This window comes from Ruegeria sp. CK2, assembly GCF_056536585.1.
Genome location: NZ_JBQFPW010000017.1, coordinates 109491 through 126272 on the forward strand (window position 1 = coordinate 109491; position 16782 = coordinate 126272).

At 55.0% G+C, this 16782-nt stretch carries 20 protein-coding genes, 2 tRNA genes and 1 pseudogene; 17 read left to right on the forward strand and 6 right to left on the reverse strand.

The features are described from left to right. The first annotated feature begins 31 nt into the window (after positions 1 to 31). The 4 genes from ACR0BU_RS21205 to ACR0BU_RS21220 all read left to right on the forward strand — a co-directional run bounded on the left by ACR0BU_RS21205 (position 32) and on the right by ACR0BU_RS21220 (position 4586). On the forward strand, positions 32 to 412 hold the full coding sequence (locus tag ACR0BU_RS21205; protein ID WP_298936945.1) for a response regulator transcription factor: 381 nt from the start codon (positions 32 to 34) through the stop codon (positions 410 to 412). Continuing rightward, positions 409 to 729 carry a hypothetical protein gene (locus ACR0BU_RS21210; protein WP_480738814.1) on the forward strand — a complete coding sequence of 107 codons (321 nt, stop codon included), beginning with the start codon at positions 409 to 411 and terminating at the stop codon, positions 727 to 729. The genes ACR0BU_RS21205 and ACR0BU_RS21210 overlap by 4 nt, the downstream gene beginning before the upstream one ends. After that, a complete protein-coding gene (locus ACR0BU_RS21215; RefSeq protein ID WP_480738816.1) occupies positions 717 to 3395 on the forward strand; it encodes an ATP-binding protein in 2679 nt (892 codons plus the stop codon). Before ACR0BU_RS21210 ends, ACR0BU_RS21215 begins: the two co-directional genes overlap by 13 nt. Before the next feature lie 78 nt (positions 3396 to 3473). After that, a complete protein-coding gene (locus tag ACR0BU_RS21220; protein ID WP_480738817.1) occupies positions 3474 to 4586 on the forward strand; it encodes a FliM/FliN family flagellar motor C-terminal domain-containing protein in 1113 nt (370 codons plus the stop codon). A gap of 13 nt (positions 4587 to 4599) precedes the next feature. On the opposite strand, the gene ACR0BU_RS21225 is transcribed toward ACR0BU_RS21220, so the two are convergent. Further along, entirely contained in the window at positions 4600 to 5031 is a 432-nt protein-coding gene (locus tag ACR0BU_RS21225; RefSeq protein ID WP_298936941.1) for a protein tyrosine phosphatase family protein, read from the reverse strand. A gap of 193 nt (positions 5032 to 5224) precedes the next feature. Then, positions 5225 to 6088 carry an MBL fold metallo-hydrolase gene (locus ACR0BU_RS21230; RefSeq protein ID WP_480738819.1) on the reverse strand — a complete coding sequence of 288 codons (864 nt, stop codon included), beginning with the start codon at positions 6086 to 6088 and terminating at the stop codon, positions 5225 to 5227. Positions 6089 to 6333: 245 nt separating this feature from the next. Between ACR0BU_RS21230 and ACR0BU_RS21235 the strand changes: the two genes are divergently transcribed. Beyond that, positions 6334 to 6549 carry a hypothetical protein gene (locus tag ACR0BU_RS21235; RefSeq protein WP_480738821.1) on the forward strand — a complete coding sequence of 72 codons (216 nt, stop codon included), beginning with the start codon at positions 6334 to 6336 and terminating at the stop codon, positions 6547 to 6549. Between the two features lie 9 nt (positions 6550 to 6558). Here ACR0BU_RS21235 and ACR0BU_RS21240 read toward each other — a convergent pair whose 3' ends face one another. Further along, positions 6559 to 6777: a hypothetical protein gene (locus ACR0BU_RS21240; RefSeq protein ID WP_298937052.1), complete on the reverse strand. Its 219-nt coding sequence runs from the start codon at positions 6775 to 6777 to the stop codon at positions 6559 to 6561. 163 nt (positions 6778 to 6940) lie between these two features. On the opposite strand from ACR0BU_RS21240, the gene ACR0BU_RS21245 reads away from it, so the two are divergent. After that, entirely contained in the window at positions 6941 to 7207 is a 267-nt protein-coding gene (locus ACR0BU_RS21245; protein ID WP_120633351.1) for a DUF2312 domain-containing protein, read from the forward strand. Between the two features lie 9 nt (positions 7208 to 7216). Here the strand turns inward: ACR0BU_RS21245 and ACR0BU_RS21250 are convergent, their stop codons facing one another. After that, positions 7217 to 8092, reverse strand: a complete 876-nt coding sequence (locus ACR0BU_RS21250; protein ID WP_480738822.1) for a hypothetical protein — start codon at positions 8090 to 8092, stop codon at positions 7217 to 7219. 173 nt (positions 8093 to 8265) lie between these two features. Between ACR0BU_RS21250 and ACR0BU_RS21255 the strand changes: the two genes are divergently transcribed. From ACR0BU_RS21255 to ACR0BU_RS21280, 6 genes and pseudogenes are all read left to right on the forward strand, one after another. Then, positions 8266 to 8341 (forward strand) — tRNA-Thr (locus tag ACR0BU_RS21255). A 695-nt stretch (positions 8342 to 9036) separates the two neighbouring features. Then, a complete protein-coding gene (gene rfbC / locus ACR0BU_RS21260; RefSeq protein ID WP_480738823.1) occupies positions 9037 to 9606 on the forward strand; it encodes a dTDP-4-dehydrorhamnose 3,5-epimerase in 570 nt (189 codons plus the stop codon). Next, on the forward strand, positions 9603 to 10643 hold the full coding sequence (gene rfbB, locus ACR0BU_RS21265) for a dTDP-glucose 4,6-dehydratase (protein ID WP_480738825.1): 1041 nt from the start codon (positions 9603 to 9605) through the stop codon (positions 10641 to 10643). The genes rfbC and rfbB overlap by 4 nt, the downstream gene beginning before the upstream one ends. After that, positions 10640 to 11518: a dTDP-4-dehydrorhamnose reductase gene (rfbD, locus tag ACR0BU_RS21270; protein ID WP_480738826.1), complete on the forward strand. Its 879-nt coding sequence runs from the start codon at positions 10640 to 10642 to the stop codon at positions 11516 to 11518. The genes rfbB and rfbD overlap by 4 nt, the downstream gene beginning before the upstream one ends. A 3-nt stretch (positions 11519 to 11521) precedes the next feature. Continuing rightward, positions 11522 to 12391 carry a glucose-1-phosphate thymidylyltransferase RfbA gene (rfbA, locus tag ACR0BU_RS21275; RefSeq protein ID WP_480738827.1) on the forward strand — a complete coding sequence of 290 codons (870 nt, stop codon included), beginning with the start codon at positions 11522 to 11524 and terminating at the stop codon, positions 12389 to 12391. Between the two features lie 229 nt (positions 12392 to 12620). After that, positions 12621 to 12779: pseudogene (locus ACR0BU_RS21280) on the forward strand (IS3 family transposase); the annotation flags it as partial. A 15-nt stretch (positions 12780 to 12794) separates the two neighbouring features. On the opposite strand, the gene ACR0BU_RS21285 reads toward ACR0BU_RS21280, so the two are convergent. Further along, positions 12795 to 12880: transfer RNA gene (locus ACR0BU_RS21285), tRNA-Leu, on the reverse strand. Between the two features lie 556 nt (positions 12881 to 13436). On the opposite strand from ACR0BU_RS21285, the gene ACR0BU_RS21290 reads away from it, so the two are divergent. Next, the gene (locus ACR0BU_RS21290; protein ID WP_298936933.1) at positions 13437 to 13625 is read left to right on the forward strand and encodes a hypothetical protein; all 189 of its coding nucleotides are present in this window, start codon (positions 13437 to 13439) and stop codon (positions 13623 to 13625) included. On the opposite strand, the gene ACR0BU_RS21295 is transcribed toward ACR0BU_RS21290, so the two are convergent. Then, complete coding sequence (locus tag ACR0BU_RS21295) at positions 13626 to 14426, reverse strand: alpha/beta fold hydrolase (protein WP_480738829.1); 801 nt, start codon at positions 14424 to 14426, stop codon at positions 13626 to 13628. A 48-nt stretch (positions 14427 to 14474) separates the two neighbouring features. On the opposite strand from ACR0BU_RS21295, the gene ACR0BU_RS21300 reads away from it, so the two are divergent. From ACR0BU_RS21300 to ACR0BU_RS21315, 4 genes are all read left to right on the forward strand, one after another. After that, positions 14475 to 14849 carry a hypothetical protein gene (locus tag ACR0BU_RS21300; protein WP_299082634.1) on the forward strand — a complete coding sequence of 125 codons (375 nt, stop codon included), beginning with the start codon at positions 14475 to 14477 and terminating at the stop codon, positions 14847 to 14849. Positions 14850 to 14905: 56 nt separating this feature from the next. Then, positions 14906 to 15496 (forward strand): TetR/AcrR family transcriptional regulator, encoded by a 591-nt coding sequence (locus ACR0BU_RS21305; RefSeq protein WP_299082633.1) that lies wholly within the window; start codon positions 14906 to 14908, stop codon positions 15494 to 15496. Positions 15497 to 15586: 90 nt separating this feature from the next. Continuing rightward, positions 15587 to 16270 (forward strand): PspA/IM30 family protein, encoded by a 684-nt coding sequence (locus tag ACR0BU_RS21310; RefSeq protein ID WP_480738830.1) that lies wholly within the window; start codon positions 15587 to 15589, stop codon positions 16268 to 16270. Positions 16271 to 16312: 42 nt separating this feature from the next. Beyond that, positions 16313 to 16597 carry a YiaA/YiaB family inner membrane protein gene (locus ACR0BU_RS21315; protein ID WP_480738831.1) on the forward strand — a complete coding sequence of 95 codons (285 nt, stop codon included), beginning with the start codon at positions 16313 to 16315 and terminating at the stop codon, positions 16595 to 16597. The last annotated feature ends 185 nt before the right edge of the window (positions 16598 to 16782 follow it).

The following is a 16782-nucleotide window of genomic DNA, read 5'->3' on the forward strand; positions in this document are numbered from 1 at the left end:
GTGCGATCCGTCATGGGGAGGAATTGAAAATATGAGCCGAAAGGTTCTGTTGATTGAGGATGAGCCGAACATAGCTGAGGCGATCCGGTTTTTGCTGACCCGTGAGGGGTGGCAGGTTCAAACGCATGGCGATGGTGCGGATGCGCTCCAGGTGATTCGGGCCGCGAATCCCGATCTGGTGATTCTGGATGTCATGTTGCCGGGCAAAAGTGGCATGGACATTCTGCGTGACCTGCGAGAGCAGGACGGCATGCAAAGCCTGCCTGTGCTGATGCTGACCGCGCGTGGCCAGTCCCGTGACCGTGAAATGGCCGAAAACGCCGGCGTCAGCCGGTTTATGACCAAACCCTTTTCAAATGCCGAGGTGCTGACCGCTGTACGCGACCTGCATGCTCAGGCAACGCGGTTATGACTGCAGAGGAAAATTCCGAAGCTAAGCCGTCGGGTCCAAGGCCCTCAGTTTTTCTGGAGCGACAGAGTTATCGCCGTCGCAGGCTTACGGATGCAGCACGTTTGCTGCCGTTTTTGGGGGCGGCGCTGTTTGCACTGCCGTTGCTTTGGCCTGGGCAGTCTGTTGAAGGCCAGGCAGTTCCACTGTCTTCGGCAATGTTCTACATCTTCGCTTGCTGGGGCGGGTTGATCCTGGTTGGCTTGATCTTCGGCGTGGCGGCCCGCCGTCTGAGGACGCGCGAGGACCCCGAAACGGATACCGATCGATGGCAACGCTGAACATCCTGATCCTGGTTTGTCTGGGGTATGTCGTTTTGCTGTTCGGTGTCGCGTTTGCAGCCGATCGCATGGCTGCGGCTGGGCGGGGCAGGTGGCTGCGGTCTCCGGTGATCTACACCTTGTCCCTGTCGATCTATTGCACCGCTTGGACGTTTTATGGCGCAGTCGGGAATGCCGCACGATCCGGGCTTGAGTTCGTGACCATTTACTTAGGCCCTACTTTGGTCATGGTGAGTTGGTGGTGGGGATTGCGAAAGCTTGTGCGCGTAGGCCGCAGTCAGAGGGTCACTTCGATTGCCGACTTGCTGTCCTCGCGTTATGGAAAGTCAAACACCTTAGCTGTGTGCGTCACCATTCTGGCTGTCCTCGGGGGCACGCCCTATATCGCGTTGCAACTGCAATCGATCACCCTGTCCTTCTCGATCTTTGCCGAAGCGGACACTTCGGGTCTGTATCGCGAAGGGTCGAGTGTATTCTGGGTGGCTGTCGGGCTGGCTATGTTTGCTATTCTGTTTGGCACGCGCAATCTGGATGCCAATGAGCGTCACCATGGCGTTGTTACCGCCATTGCATTGGAATCAGTCGTCAAATTGTTTGCTTTGTTGGCGGTGGGTATCTTTGTGGTCTGGGGCGTGGCGGGTGGTATGGGCCCGATGATGGACCGCATCGACGCCTCGGAAATCGGCCAGTGGAATGTGGATGCCGGGCGCTGGACCACCTTTATTTTTCTATCCGCCGCCGCCTTCGTCTGCCTACCGCGTATGTTTCAGGTTATGATCGTCGAAAACGATGACGAGGGCCATTTGCGGACGGCTGCATGGGCCTTCCCATTGTATTTGCTGCTGATGAGCCTGTTTGTGGTTCCGATCGCCGTTGTTGGGTTGGACTTGCTGCCCGAAGGCTCAAACCCGGATTTGTTTGTTCTGACGGTCCCTTTGTCGCAAGGCAATGACTGGCTGGCGATGCTTTCGTTTATCGGTGGGTTTTCTTCGGCCACATCCATGGTGATTGTGACCGCGATGGCCCTGTCCACCATGGTGTCGAACCACGTGGTCATGCCGATCTGGCTGAGCACTCAGGAAGGTTCTGGTTCGATTTCGGGCGACGTACGCAACATCGTATTGATGGCACGCCGGGTTTCGATCGCCGTGATTATGGCGCTGGGCTATTTCTACTACAGCCTGTCTGGCGGCGGGACCGCGCTGTCGTCGATCGGACTGATTGCTTTTGCCGGGATATCTCAGATTCTGCCCGCTTTGGTCGGAGGGTTGTTTTGGCGCGGGGCGACGCGGACCGGAGCGTTGGTTGGGCTTTCGGTAGGCTTTGTCCTGTGGATTTATACGCTGTTATTGCCGGGAATGAGCGCTGCCTGGATGCCCGCCTCGATCTTGGAAAGTGGCCCATTCGGTCTGGGCTGGCTACGCCCGCAGGCTTTGTTCGGGATCGAGGGAATCGACCCGATGGTTCATACAGTCATGTGGTCGCTGTCTCTGAACACGATCGCCTTCTGTGTGACTTCCCTGCTGAGTTTCCCCAGCCCGCTGGAGCGTTTGCAGGGCGCGCAGTTTGTCAATGTATTCGATCATTCCGCCGCGCCGCGTGGATGGACCGGCTCGGTGGCGCAAAGCGAAGATCTGATGATCATGACGCAACGCATATTGGGCGCTGGCCCTGCGCAGGAGTTCTTTCAGGCCGAAGCCGAACAACAGGGGGGGCGATCGCGCCTGCCCGAGCCGACACCGGGTTTTCTCAACCGTCTTGAACGCGAACTAAGCGGTTCGGTCGGTGCAGCCACAGCGCATGCAATGATCGGTCAGATCGTCGGCGGATCATCTGTTTCGGTCGAGGATTTGCTGGCGGTGGCCGACGAGTCTGCTCAGCTATTGGAATATTCCAGCCAACTGGAAGTCAAATCTGCCGAGCTGAGCCGAACTGCTCGAAAACTGCGAGAGGCCAACACAAAGCTGACCCAGGTATCTGAACAAAAAGACAGTTTTCTAAGTCAGGTCAGTCACGAGCTACGAACGCCCATGACCTCGATCCGCGCGTTTTCCGAGATCATGCGCGACACCCGAGGGCTGAGCGGGGCGGAACAGACGCGCTATGCCGCGATCATTCACGATGAAGCCTTACGGCTGACACGCCTTTTGGATGATCTGCTGGACCTGAGCGTGTTGGAAAGCGGTCAGGTAAGTTTGAATGTCGGCGATGACAGCCTCCGCTCGGTTCTGGATCGGGCGGTATCGAGTGCGTTGGCCGGAACCGACGAGAAATTGGCCGTGCGGCGCAGCCGTGCGTCAGAACGTATTCCACTTCATACTGATCTGGACCGTCTGGGCCAGGTGTTTATCAACCTGATTTCAAATGCGCGGAAGTACTGCGAGTCTCCTGAACCAGTTCTGACGATCTCAGCCCATGATGTCGGAGGGCGGTTGGTGATCGATTTTACGGACAATGGCAGTGGCATTCCGCCCGAGGCACAATCGATGGTATTCGAGAAATTCGCGCGTGTCGGTGGCGACAAGGCAGGGGGCGCCGGGCTGGGATTAGCGATCTGCCGTGAGATCATGCAGCGCCTTGGGGGCGAGATCAGCTATTTGCCCGGGCAGGGCGGGGCCGCCTTTCGTGTAAGCCTGCCGCTGGCCTATCAACAGGCGGCGCAGTGACGGAGGCATAAAGAACTTCGTAACGGTCGTCAGGTTACACCAAGTGTCAGTTGCTGGAACAATTGGTGAATTGGAGCCATGGCAAATTCTGTCAGCGCTGCTTTGGCGCGCAAGCTGTCGGTTGGGCAGGATGATTTGAGTGATCGTCCACGCTCGATTCCGCGTGCATTGCGACTTGGATTCGCGCGGGCGGCGGGGGATAGGCTGAGCCTGCCGCTTGCGGTTATCGGAGTCAGGCAATCCACCCGGCAACAAAATGATGTTGTTGAAACGCTCGGCGAAGATTTGTTGCTACTGTTGTTCAGTGGTCCGGAAGGGATTGCGGCGGCCTGTTTGGACCCCAGCTGTGTTTCCGCCATCGTTCAAACCCAAACAATAGGAGAGGTGACAGAAGCCCGGCCAAACGTGCGTGCGTTTACTGATACAGATGCCGCCATGGCAGCACCATTGATCGAAGAATCCCTGGCGCGCGCTGCCTCTCTGGTCGAGGCGGCAGCCGATCAGGCTTGCCTTGCCGGATACGAATTCAGATCACGTTCTGCGGACTTGGGGAAGCTGTCCCTTGCCCTGGTTGACGATGCCTATCGCGTATTCGAACTGGCTGTGGATCTGGCGGGGGGATTGCGGCAGGGGCAAATCACCATTTTGTTGCCTGATCATCCGTTTCTGCCAGACGAAGGCGCTGCGTCTCCCACGGAAGCTGGACCAAGCTTGGAACAATCTGCAGGCGTTCTTCGGGCAGAGTTGAACGCTGTCTTGTGCCGTATGGTATTGCCACTGGCGAATCTGTCCGGGCTGAAAGTCGGAGATCTGGTGCCTCTAACCGGATCCCGTGTGGATCGGACCGAGATCCTGAACATAGATCGCACGCGCGTGGCAGTGGGGCGTCTTGGCCAGTGTGGCGGTCTGCGGGCCGTTCGCGTAAATGAACACGCGTCGCTGCCTGCCTTGGCAGACCCTGAGCTGGGAAAATTCGTTGCAAGCGAAACAAGGGCGCCACAACAGAACATCCAGGACGCCTCGAACCTGATTCCGGACACGCTGAACGTGACACCGTACAAGGTTGAAACTCCGGACCCTGAATCGCTTGAGAGCGATCTGGATTTTGCGAATTCGGATCAGATTGCAGCCGAGATTTCTCAATTGGCGGGCCTGACCGGACCAGAAGATGGGTCGGAGCGCGGCGGCTGATTCTACGGTCGGGTTAACCCGATGTTTTTCGAATCTGATCCAAAGTCGGACGCAGACCTTCCAACTGGTATCCAGCTTTCGTCGTCGCGTTCAAAATCTCATCCGTACTCATGGAATCGCATTGCCCCAAAGCCCAGACGACCGAACAGCGCGTGCCCGAGGCACAATATGCCAGGACTGGGCCGCTGCAACTTTCTGCCAGATCACGTTGTAGCGCAACGTTTTCTGGGGTCATCGTCTGGTGGGTTAACTCCAGAACCTCATATTCCAATCCGGCGGCGCGGACAGCCTCGCCAATCGCATCGGATTGCATATCCGCAGGAACTTCCATGTTGGGGCGATTGCAGATGACTTTGACGAACCCAGCCTCGGCGATGGCAGGAACATCCTCGACCGCGATCTGCGGCGAGACGGAATAGCGGGGGGTTATTGGTCGAATCTCCATGCCTTTTCCTTAGGCCGCGTCTGCGGGTCTGTCTAGTTGCACCCTTAATGTTGCACTATGTGCTGCCGCCAGTCTTTGGTCTATCGGCTTCCCAAGTAGCTCGGGTTGGGCCGCGGCTTGAGAACGCACGCCTAGATTTCTTTGGCCTTCGTCGGGCCAGGATGACCGGCGTCCAACCAGCATGCCGACAGAACTACAGTTTGTTGATGGGCACTTTCAGAAACACATCACCCTGTTCGTCTGCGGGGGGCATTTGCCCGGCGCGCATATTGACTTGCAGGGAAGGCAAGATCAGGCGCGGCATGGCCAGAGTCGCGTCTCGGGCGTCGCGCATCTCCACGAATTCTTCGATGCTGCGCCCTCGGCCGATATGGACGTTCAGCGCTTTTTGTTCGCCCACTGTGGTTTCCCAGGCGTATTCGTCGCGGCCCGGCGCCTTGTAGTCATGACCAACGAAAATACGTGTCTCATCCGGCAAGCTCAGTATTTTTTGGATCGACTCGAACAGCGTTGTGGACGATCCACCGGGGAAATCGCACCGAGCCGTTCCAAAGTCGGGCATGAATAGAGTGTCGCCAACAAATGCCGCATCGCCGATCACGTAGGTCAGGCAAGCCGGAGTGTGCCCCGGTGTGTGCAGAACATCCCCGCGCATCTGCCCGATATGAAAGCTGTCGCCTTCGGAAAACAGAGCGTCGAACTGGCTACCGTCACGTTGGAATTCGGTGCCTTCATTGAAGACCTTGCCAAACGTGTCCTGCACTGCAACGATCTGCGCTCCAATGCCGATTTTGCCGCCCAATTTCTGCTGCAGGTAGGGGGCGGCAGACAGATGATCGGCGTGGACGTGGCTTTCGAGAATCCATTCAACCTTCAGCTCCTCGGACCCTACATACTCGGCAACCTTGTCCGCCGCATGTGTTGTTGTCCGACCCGACGCGTGATCAAAATCTAGAACGCTGTCGATGATTGCGCAGGCACTGCCTTCAGGCTCTTGCACAACGTAGGAAACCGTGAAGGTCTGGCCGTCAAAAAAAGCTTTCACTTTAGGTGTCATGGTGTCCTCCGCTCAGGCAGTTCCGGTCACCTATCAAACTTGGAATATGAAGCAAAAGTCAATCCGACCTTTGATGTCCATCAAAGCAGCATCGGCTAAATCGGATTAAACTTTAGCCGAACCGTGCCTGATTGCGGAAACTGCCAGGATGTCCGGCAAGATTCCGCACAACTTCAAGGTAACATATTCGGGTCTTATTCTCGTTACCTATATCTGTCAGAATGACACCACTTGGGAGGATGGTTATGACAACAGCTAATCTCTATTCCGAAGCTGAGCAACTTGAGCAGAAGCTTCACAACGCGTGTCTGGATACGCGTCTGGCCCTGCAACCCAGCGTGAGCAAAGTTATTGATCGGATGCGCCGGCAAGGGATGCATGTCCCTTCAGGCTTGCGCCGTCTGGATGCTGCGCTTTGCGAAGACGCTATGGAAGCGCGGTTTGACAATATGCCGGTTTGAACCGGTCGGTCATCCAAAGGAGATCCCGAGGATGACCAGCATCAAACCAATCACGGAAAGAAACAGTGAACCCAGATTCCACGGCAGCACGCCTTGGACCACTGCGCGCAAATCATCATCTGACAGCCCGGCCTTACGCGCTTTCATAACGCGAAAGATGCACCAGATCAGCCCGACGAGCCCGGCCAGCGACAGGGCGGCGCCGCCCCAAGTGATGAATTCGAACATAGTGCCCCGCAACTGTCCGTAAACTGTGCCCGCGCTTAGCGGATCAGACCGGATCGCACAAGCCTGGTCCCGGATTGGGTGCTTGCGACCCGAGCAGCGGCGATGTATCCGGCATATTGCCCGATGTGACAGCATCAGATTTCAGCCTCTGGGAGAGACCTATATGGAAGATATGACCGAAGATCAGGCCGCCGCCAATTACCGGGTGACAGCTGGTGAACTGCGCCAGTTTGTAGAACGGCTCGAACGGTTGGAGGCAGAAAAGAAAGACATTGCCGAACAGCAAAAAGAGGTCATGGCCGAAGCCAAAGCACGCGGCTACGACACCAAAGTCATGCGAAAGGTAATTGCCCTGCGCAAACGCGACAAAGACGACATCGCGGAAGAAGAGGCGGTGTTGGAAATGTATAAAGAAGCGCTGGGCATGTAGGCGGATTGTTTAGGGGTGCAAAACCCGAACATTCGGCATTGTGCGGATTTTGGCCAGATCTTGTTCGTACAACTCCGAAAACGCGCTGACGATGTCCGAATTCCAACCCGGTAGATCCAGTTCTTCTTCGATCTGCTCGGGTTGGGCGTGATCTTCAAAAATTCCGGCCAAACTGTCCCGCAGCGATTGTCTGTCCTTTGCGGTCGCTTGCTGGATCAGTTCCAGTAGCTGGGTTTTCCCGGTCCCAGTGAGAAGCGACAAGAGCAACGCATATTCATCCTTTAAAGCGACGTCGTCAGCTAGCCCCGCCATAGCGCGCACAATGTCTCCCCAAATCAGTGGTGTGTCTTCGTTTTCCCACAGCGTTAGCTTAACCCCGGGGGCCAGGTCGCCAAGATCGTCGATCATGTTTAACCAGCTCAGGCAACTCAGGTCTGTGCTGCCCAAGATCGATTCTCTTTGGTCTTCATGCAGGGACATCAGAATTTTGGGAATGAAACTGCCCGGATTGACCAAACCGACAAAAAGCTCGATTTGGGCCCCTTCAAGCAGTTTTTCGGAATAGGCCGTTCGCTTGCCGGCAAAAGGGTAGATCTGGCCGTGCTGAAGCGCTGTTCTTCGAGGCCCAAAGAACTTGTCGCTAGAGATGATCAAACGCTCGGCATTCAGATCCTCGGGAAATATCTCGCGCAGATCCTCTTGTGCGTCGTCGACTGGCACGTCTTTGATCACCGAATCGGACATTACTTTTACAAACTGTCGGCTGTGACGCGGGCCAAGAGGAAGGGACCGGCTTTGGGCAAGGGCCGCTTTGTTTGCCAAAAGGGACCCCAGCAGTCGGCCGTCATCGGTAAAAGCGGCACCAGCATGGATAACAACCTGCATTCTTTTAACACCCTGCGGCTTTGTTAAGCTTGTCGCGGCCTGCGTTTTAACAGTAAATCCTGCATTTTCAACAGAATGAATATCTGCACGTTCTCGCTAAATCGGGCAATCCCCAAGTTAGAGTAAAAATCAGACTTGCAGTCCTCTGCCAGAGACGGTAACCGACAGCTCGTGCCCCTATAGCTCAGCTGGTAGAGCAACTGATTTGTAATCAGTAGGTCCGCGGTTCGAGTCCGTGTGGGGGCACCATTATCATCACCTCAGAGCCTTTGCTTCTGTATTTCATCGGGCTAGCAGTCCGAAAATTAGGACAAAGTTGATGGCACCTTTAGTACACAGAGGTGAGGACATGTTGAACCACAAGCCAAAACATCTGGCGAGCATGCACCGTGGAAATACCCTGCAGTATTGTTGGCGCTGGCTCAAAGCTATCGTTGATCAGATGGATTGTGCGACCTGACTGTGTTCCTAAAAGAGTCAGGCTTCAAGATGGCTCAAGATCATGCAGCCATCGATGCCATGTTTGAGAAAACCGCTCAGCTCAAGCGCGACCAGCTGACCGATTGGACGGCCTAGCGGCAATACTCAAAGCCGCCTGAGTGCGGCTGGACAATCTGCCTTCGGAAAAGCCTATGCACTATTGCTTTGGTCTGTGGCCAACAGCTTTTTTTCTTAGAAAAACTTGCTACATCAAACTGACAAAACCAAAATCTCAGAAACTCTGGCACGTTCAATAGGCTCTACTTCGTTAGGATCGAACGCTTGCGGCTGGGCCGGGAAGGTTCACTTCGAACTTGGACGGGGTATTGCCAATGGCCAAACCGGGCTTTGGGCAAATGTGCGAACCAAAGCCTATTTTGGATGTTGAGGAGCGCCGGCGATTACGTTAGCCCATTCTTATCCCTGCTTGCACAGTGGGTTTGCACAGATAGGTATTGCTTACTATGGAATTTACATCCCTCTCCACACCAGAGGTAAAGTTGATTGCACCTAGGCGTTTTGGCGACCACCGGGGTTTTTTCGAAGAAACATATAATTGTGATCAGTTTTTAGCCGCCGGAATCGAAACTATCTTTGTCCAAGATAATCATTCCCTATCAAGCGAGATTGGAACAGTCCGAGGCCTGCACTTTCAAGCACCTCCTAGGGCGCAGGTGAAGCTGGTGCGTTGTGGCCGCGGAAGACTGTTTGATGTCGCGGTGGACATTCGCAAGGGATCTCCGACCTTTGGTCAGTGGGTCGGCGCGGAGTTGAGTTTTGAAAATGGTCTCATGCTTCTGGTTCCTGCTGGGTTTGCCCATGGTTTCATGACGTTGGAGCCTGATACAGAAATCGTTTACAAATGCTCGGATACTTACGCGCCCGAAACCGAAGGCGCGCTGCGCTGGGATGATCCAGAAGTCGGTATCGATTGGCCGTTGAAAGAGATAGAAAAAAAACTGTCGGACAAGGACCTCATTGCGCCACTCCTATCAGAACTCGACACTCCTTTCACGTTTGAGGACGTAACATGAAACTTCTGGTTACCGGAGGCGCGGGCTTTATTGGTTCTGCCGTCGTTCGTCGGGCCATCGCTCAAGGCTTTTCAGTGGTGAACGTGGATTCGCTCACCTACGCGGCCTGCCTCGACAATGTCGCCTCGGTCTCAGACGCGCCAGGTTATGCCTTTGAACAAGCCGACATTCGGGACGCGGAAGCGATGGCACGCGTACTGAGAACCCACAAGCCCGATGCCATCATGCACCTCGCGGCTGAAAGCCATGTTGACCGGTCGATCGATGGCCCCGCTGCCTTTATCGAAACCAATGTGACAGGCACCTATGTTCTGCTTGAAGCAGCACGCGCCTATTGGACCGAAGCAGGCAAACCCACCGACTTTCGCTTTCACCATATCTCGACCGATGAAGTTTTCGGATCATTGGGTGAGACCGGCTTCTTCACCGAAGAAAGCCCGTATAAGCCAAATTCGCCTTATTCGGCGTCGAAAGCCAGCTCAGACCATCTTGTCCGTGCCTGGCAAGAAACCTATGGGTTGCCGGTTGTTTTGACCAATTGTTCAAACAATTACGGCCCATATCAATTTCCCGAGAAACTGATACCGGTGGTAATCCTTAAAGCACTGTCAGGGCAGCCTATCCCGATTTATGGAAAGGGCGACAACATTCGCGATTGGCTGCATGTCGAAGATCATGCTGAGGCGCTGCTGCTGGTTTTGGAAAAGGCCGCTGCCGGATCATGCTACAACATCGGCGGCGAAAACGAGATGACGAACCTCGACTTGGTGAAAGTGCTCTGCGGCATTCTGGACCGGCTGCGACCAACGGAAAGCTCCTATGCAGAACAAATCACCTTCGTCATGGACCGCCCCGGACACGACCAGCGCTATGCAATTGATCCAACGCGGATCGTTGAAGATCTGGGGTGGCGCCCAAAGCATACACCGAAGACCGGCTTGGAACAGACAGTTCAATGGTATCTGGACAATGAGTCATGGCTGAATGCGCTGTTGGCGCGTGACGGTGTCGGAGAGCGCCTGGGTGTAGATAGATGAAGATACTTGTCTTTGGTCGCAGCGGGCAGGTCGCCACGGAATTGCAAAGACAAGCTGCAGTTCGCGGTATTGCCATAGAAGCGCTGGGCCGTACAGAAGCCGACCTAGCGAATGCGACAATGTGTGCTGAACGCGTGTATGAATCCGACTCAGACGTGGTTATCAATGCCGCCGCGTACACCGCCGTCGACAAGGCCGAAGACGAAAGCGACCTTGCCCGGTTGATAAACGCTGACGCTCCCGGGGCGATGGCGCGCGCAGCGGCGGCTCGTGGCATACCATTTCTTCATGTATCGACGGATTATGTCTTTGACGGATCGGGCGATATGCAAAGAACGACAGAAGATCCGACGGGTCCGTTGGGTGTTTATGGAAACACTAAGCTGGATGGCGAGCACCAGGTGGCTGAAGCTGGCGGTTGGCATGCGATCCTGCGGACAAGCTGGGTCTTCTCGGCGCATGGAAACAACTTTGTAAAAACCATGCTGCGACTGGCAGAAAGCCGAGACCAACTGAGCATCGTTGCGGATCAGGTCGGCGGTCCTACACCGGCGGCGGATATCGCTTCGACGCTGCTGACGATGGCCCAGAACGGGTCCCGGGTTGAAGGGGGCCTGTTTCATTACGCCGGAACTCCGGATGCAAGTTGGGCCGATTTCGCGCGAGAGATTTTTGTGCAGGCGGGCCTCGGAACCTTGGTCGAAGACATCCCCTCCAGCGCTTATCCTACGCCAGCCGCGCGACCCAGGAATTCACGCCTGGATTGCTCACGGCTTGAGAAAATTCATGGTCTTCCGCGGCCTGATTGGAAAGCGGGGCTGGCCGACGTGCTTTCTCAGTTAGGTCAGGTCAAAGCGCCATCTTCGAAAGGTTAAAACATGCAACGTAAGGGAATTATTCTTGCCGGCGGCTCGGGGACGCGCCTCTACCCGATTACGATGGCGATTTCGAAACAGTTGCTGCCGGTCTACGACAAACCGATGATATTCTACCCACTAAGTGTCCTGATGCTGGCGCAAATCCGTGAGGTTGCGATCATCACAACGCCACAGGATCAGGAACAGTTCATTCGCCTTTTTGGTGACGGAAGCCAATATGGGTTGAGCCTGACATGGATCGTGCAAGATTCTCCTGACGGGCTGGCCCAAGCCTATACGCTGGCAGAGGATTTCCTTGCCGGTGCGCCTTCGGCGATGATCCTAGGGGACAATGTTTTCTTCGGCCACGGGCTGCCGAGCCTATTGGCCGATGCAGACGCGAACAAGCAGGGTGGGACGGTTTTTGCCTATCGCGTCGCCGATCCTGAACGCTATGGGGTTGTGGCCTTTGAAGGAAAAAAGGTTCGGGAGATCATTGAGAAACCGAAAGATCCGCCGTCAAACTATGCGGTCACCGGTCTCTATTTCTTAGATGGCGATGCACCGGCGCGGGCCAAGCAAATCAAACCGTCGGCACGAGGTGAGCTTGAGATCACGTCACTATTGCAGATGTACTTGGATGAAAATCTGCTCGATGTTCAAACCATGGGCCGGGGCTTTGCATGGCTGGATACCGGAACACACGGCACCCTGCTTGAGGCGGGAAGCTTTGTACGTACCTTGACCGAACGTCAGGGAATGCAGACTGGCAGCCTAGACGAAATCGCATGGAGTAACGGGTGGATTGATGATGCCGCCCTTGAGAAGCGCGCGCAAATGTTTGCAAAATCAACCTATGGAACGTATTTGGCTTCGCTCCTGAATGACTGAGTTTGTTCCGGCTTTAAGTAGCTGGACTTAAGACCACATTCGCACCCTTTTTGAGCACGAGCGAGTTCTAGGCCGGAGGGTCTCTGGCCTGACCGTACTGCTCTATGTCAGCGTGCTACGGATCATGTCATGAGACATGAATACATAATAACAGCCTTTATCGGCGGTCTTATTTGGGTCAGCGAAGCGAAGACCAAGTGGATTTATCGGCACGGGCAGCGATGCGCCCAAGCCGCGTCTGCATCACGACAACGGGTCAAGCTAAATCTCCGCTGGGCTTGCTGAATGGCCGGAGGATCAGCATATCCGAGCCATGCCATATCATCCGCAGCCCCTGTGCAAGAGCAAGCGCTGGCACCAAGCCCTCAAGACCCGCATTCCATTGAAAATAAATATTAAAATTTGGTACCCGCGGCCGGACTCGAACCGGCACGGCCTTCCGGCCCAGAGATTTTAAGTCTCTTGTGTCTACCATTCCACCACGCGGGCAAGCTGCTTTGGCCCTATTTCGGGTCCGAAAAAACCAGTAAAGCCACAAGGCCATGAATACAATGCGCTTTGCGGGCTAAAGCGAAGGATTTTAAGTCTGATATGTCGGCCAAACCATCACACCCACATCATGCGTCGGCTCCGCGTCGCTCCCTAACCAGTCACTACAGGCAAAAATCCATCAGAAAATTCAGTTTACTGAAGTATTTAGGGCACAATGGCCCGGGAAAGATTGGACTTCGCGCAACAAGTCTTGGTTCAACCAGACGCTCTTTTCAAACAGACTTCTGATTTGAAGTAGAAGTAGCCTGACCGTTAGCAAATTGCCCTCCGCTCACCGAAAAGATCAGCCAACGAAGAACTGGCGACGCAGGCTGTGCGAAGCGCCCGAACCTAAACTAGTGGGCGCAACGCGGAGCGGGTCAGCTGGGTTAACGGAGGCGGAGAATTCGTCAAAACGTGATCCGATTCACTGTTTGATCTGACCCATGTCAAAGCCGGGTTCGCTGTACTTGCATAACATCGTGATCGGGTTCAATCAAAGGAAAGACCGGTTATGTTTCGTCTTGCCGCTGTGCTATATTCACTGATCGCAACTGCAATGGCCGGATCGGCCGTTGTCGCTGTATTGTCAGCTGGGCTGGTAACCGTCAGCGCGATCGTATCTGCAGCTGCCGCAGGTGCTGTACTTGCCGCGCCAGCGTCGTGGCTCGTTGCGCGGAAATTGTATCAGAATAGGGGGTAATCAGGCATTCAGAAACGTGCGGACCGCTGCCTCGAATTCGCGGGGTTTTTCGGCGTGCAGCCAGTGATCGGCCCCTGGAATCTTGGCAAATCGCGCGCTAGGAAACAGAGAACGCACCTTATCGCGATGCTCGGGCAAAACGTAATCTGACGCGCCTCCAGAAAGGAAAAGGGCAGGGCCATCCCACGCTGCCTCAAGCTTTGGGAACCCCATGATGTTTGGCATTTCGCTTGCCAGGACATCCAAGTTCAGAAGCCAGCGTTTTCCAGCAATATCCAGGGATTGAGTGAAGAAGCTCTGTAGTGCTTTTTCTACGCCCAGATCTGCAAGCTGATGCTCGGCGTCTGATCTGCGGCTGACATGTGAGAAATCCACGGCACGCATTGCCTCGATGAATTGAATCTGGCTGTGGCTGTAAGCGACCGGTGCGATATCGGCTACCACAAGTTTGCGAACAATCGGTCCGTGTTGCAGTGCCAGCGTCATTGCGGCCTTACCACCCATGGAATGCCCAAGGACATCCGCCGATCCTCCGATTTGGTCGATCACCTCGGCAATATCGTCCGCCAAATGGGGATAGTCATGCTGGGGGTTCCACATGCTGTTTGCGTGGTTGCGCATATCCACGGCCACAACTTGACGTTCATCCGACAGCCTGCGAGCAATCACGCCCCAATTTCGGGCCGATCCATACAGACCATGGGCGATAACAAGGGGCGGGAGCGAGGTAGGTTCGCCATGTACGATCGTGTTCAGCATATGCGGGTGATACAAGCCGCCAGTTGAAACGGCCAGCCCCATTGTAGCTTTCGGCGGCCGAGGCTAGATTGCCGCGTCAGGAGGCCACCTATGTCGCAAGACCCAGATATTCAAACCCGGATCGCGCAGACAATCGTGCTGCTGAAAACCAAGCTGGGCGTGCGTGGCAAGAGTCTGGCGGCGTCGGTTCGGCAGGCGAAGCCTCGCTTGCCGCGGCGGGTTTACAAACAGGCAATGGTGCTGGCACAGGCCGAGCAAATGGCTCAACATCCCAAACTGAGGCTGGTTCTGGATACTCCGAAGCTTGTGCAGGCGTCCGAGGATGTGCAGGCGCATCTCGGATCAATCAACCTGGCCGATCGCAGACTGGGATGGTTCCTGGGTCTGCTTGGCAGCCTGGCCTTCAACATGTTGGCATTGTTCGTGCTTGTTTTGGCGTTTCTTTGGTGGCGCGACTTGATCTGATCGGGTGTTCTGTCCTATGCGCTGAAGAATGAACGCGGTTCAAGGTTGAGGGCGCAATGTCAACAAAATCCCAAATTCGACGTGAGCAGTTACGGGACAAACTGGTCGAAGCTGCCGAGAGTCGTATTGGGCGAGACGGCCTCAGCGATCTCAGGGCGCGGGATTTGGCCAAAGATGCAGGATGTGCGCTGGGTGCGATTTATAATGTGTTTGACGATCTGAACGCTATCGTCATGGCCGTGAACGGACGCACGTTTCGGCGGCTTGGACAGGCCGTCGGTACGTCATTTGACGGCAGCGAACCCCCGGTACAGCGCTTGATTGTCATGAGCACTGCCTATCTGCGTTTTGCGGACGGAAACACGAATTTGTGGCGCGCGCTTTTCGATCTGAAGATGGCTGACGATGAGGCCGTGCCTGATTGGTATCGCGATGCGTTGAAAGGCTTGTTTTCTTACATAGCCGAGCCCGTCGGCCAATTGTTTCCTGATCTTGACAGGGTTGAAATGGACTTGATGACACGCGCCTTGTTCTCTTCGGTGCATGGGATTGTCACCCTTGGCCTTGAAAACCGGATATCCGGCGTACCGCCCGAGCAAATCGAAAAGATGATTACCCAGGTTCTTTCACGAATTGGAAACAGTTAGTTTCCTGAACACTGTTCAAAAATATCTTGAACAGTGTTCATCGTGTTGCTATATCCACTTTGTGAACATCGTTCATAATTGGAGAAGCACATGTTTAGCACTTTGAAGACTTTGATAAATGGAGCAAATGCCCGGGCTGAAGATCATCTGCGCGACACCTATTCAATAGAGCTGATTGATCAGAAAATTCGCGAAGCAGAGCAGAACCTGAAGGCGGCTAAGCTTACCTTGGCGAGCTTGATCCAGAAGCAGCGCAATGAAAATCGTCAAATCGAAGGGCTGAAAAGCCGCGTTGAAGATCTGATGACCAGGGCCCGTCAGGCGCTGGCGGATGAGCATCAGGATTTGGTTGAGAGCGCTGCGCAAGCTGTTGCTGATCTGGAAAACGAAACGACTCTGCGCATGCAGACCGTGGATCGGCTTGAAACGCGTATCCTGCAATTGCGGCATTCCGTGCAGGCCGCAAGCCGCCTCATTCTGGACCTTAAGCAAGGCGCGATTTCCGCCCGTGCGGTTAAGCGAGAACAGGGCTTGCAAAAACGGTTGAACCGGCATCTTGGTGGAGACAGCCCGATTGACGAGGCTCAATCCTTGATCGAACGCGTGATGGATCAGGACGATCCGTTCGAGCAATCGGAAATTCTGCGGGAAATCGATGCAGGTATGGATCACACCAACCTTGCTGCCCGTATGGAAGAGGCCGGATATGGCCCAAAGACCCGCGCGACGGCAGCTGATGTTCTTAGTCGCCTGAAGGCGCAATCCGACACCTGAACTTCATTCGATCCAGACCAACTTTGAAATAGGAGACCTCCAATGAACAATCGTAGTGAAAACGGCCTGATCCTGATGCTAAACGGAGCCGGAGTAGCCGTTGCCTACGCTCTGTTGGGTATTTCGCTTTATCTGTCCACCGATGTGCCCTTGGCGACCAAAGGGTACTGGGGCATGGGCATCGTCCTTCTGACACTGAGCCTGATCAACGTGGTCAAATACCGCTTTGACGCACGTTCGGCTGAAGATCGGATCAACCGGATTGAAGAGGCCCGCAATGAAAAACTGTTGGAAGATGTCCTGAAAGAACCAGCATCGGACGCCTGATCCCAATCGCGCCGTTCCCGCCGGGGTCTGGCGCTTCACCCAACACAAAAACGGCGCCGAACGGGCGCCGTTTTCTTTGTTTTGCAGCCCCGACTACAAGTTAGGATATAGGGGAAATTTGGCGCATAGGTTGGCGACTTCGGCTTTGACCTTGGCTTCGACGGCGGCGTTGCCGTCTTCGCCAT

Bases quoted from the DNA above. Each gene is read 5' to 3' on its own strand.
- ACR0BU_RS21205 (WP_298936945.1), top strand. From the start codon at position 32: ATGAGCCGAAAGGTTCTGTTGATTGAGGATGAGCCGAACATAGCTGAG.
- ACR0BU_RS21210 (WP_480738814.1), top strand. From the start codon at position 409: ATGACTGCAGAGGAAAATTCCGAAGCTAAGCCGTCGGGTCCAAGGCCC.
- ACR0BU_RS21215 (WP_480738816.1), top strand. From the start codon at position 717: ATGGCAACGCTGAACATCCTGATCCTGGTTTGTCTGGGGTATGTCGTT.
- ACR0BU_RS21220 (WP_480738817.1), top strand. From the start codon at position 3,474: ATGGCAAATTCTGTCAGCGCTGCTTTGGCGCGCAAGCTGTCGGTTGGG.
- ACR0BU_RS21225 (WP_298936941.1), bottom strand. From the start codon at position 5,031: ATGGAGATTCGACCAATAACCCCCCGCTATTCCGTCTCGCCGCAGATC.
- ACR0BU_RS21230 (WP_480738819.1), bottom strand. From the start codon at position 6,088: ATGACACCTAAAGTGAAAGCTTTTTTTGACGGCCAGACCTTCACGGTT.
- ACR0BU_RS21235 (WP_480738821.1), top strand. From the start codon at position 6,334: ATGACAACAGCTAATCTCTATTCCGAAGCTGAGCAACTTGAGCAGAAG.
- ACR0BU_RS21240 (WP_298937052.1), bottom strand. From the start codon at position 6,777: ATGTTCGAATTCATCACTTGGGGCGGCGCCGCCCTGTCGCTGGCCGGG.
- ACR0BU_RS21245 (WP_120633351.1), top strand. From the start codon at position 6,941: ATGGAAGATATGACCGAAGATCAGGCCGCCGCCAATTACCGGGTGACA.
- ACR0BU_RS21250 (WP_480738822.1), bottom strand. From the start codon at position 8,092: ATGCAGGTTGTTATCCATGCTGGTGCCGCTTTTACCGATGACGGCCGA.
- rfbC (WP_480738823.1), top strand. From the start codon at position 9,037: ATGGAATTTACATCCCTCTCCACACCAGAGGTAAAGTTGATTGCACCT.
- rfbB (WP_480738825.1), top strand. From the start codon at position 9,603: ATGAAACTTCTGGTTACCGGAGGCGCGGGCTTTATTGGTTCTGCCGTC.
- rfbD (WP_480738826.1), top strand. From the start codon at position 10,640: ATGAAGATACTTGTCTTTGGTCGCAGCGGGCAGGTCGCCACGGAATTG.
- rfbA (WP_480738827.1), top strand. From the start codon at position 11,522: ATGCAACGTAAGGGAATTATTCTTGCCGGCGGCTCGGGGACGCGCCTC.
- ACR0BU_RS21290 (WP_298936933.1), top strand. From the start codon at position 13,437: ATGTTTCGTCTTGCCGCTGTGCTATATTCACTGATCGCAACTGCAATG.
- ACR0BU_RS21295 (WP_480738829.1), bottom strand. From the start codon at position 14,426: ATGGGGCTGGCCGTTTCAACTGGCGGCTTGTATCACCCGCATATGCTG.
- ACR0BU_RS21300 (WP_299082634.1), top strand. From the start codon at position 14,475: ATGTCGCAAGACCCAGATATTCAAACCCGGATCGCGCAGACAATCGTG.
- ACR0BU_RS21305 (WP_299082633.1), top strand. From the start codon at position 14,906: ATGTCAACAAAATCCCAAATTCGACGTGAGCAGTTACGGGACAAACTG.
- ACR0BU_RS21310 (WP_480738830.1), top strand. From the start codon at position 15,587: ATGTTTAGCACTTTGAAGACTTTGATAAATGGAGCAAATGCCCGGGCT.
- ACR0BU_RS21315 (WP_480738831.1), top strand. From the start codon at position 16,313: ATGAACAATCGTAGTGAAAACGGCCTGATCCTGATGCTAAACGGAGCC.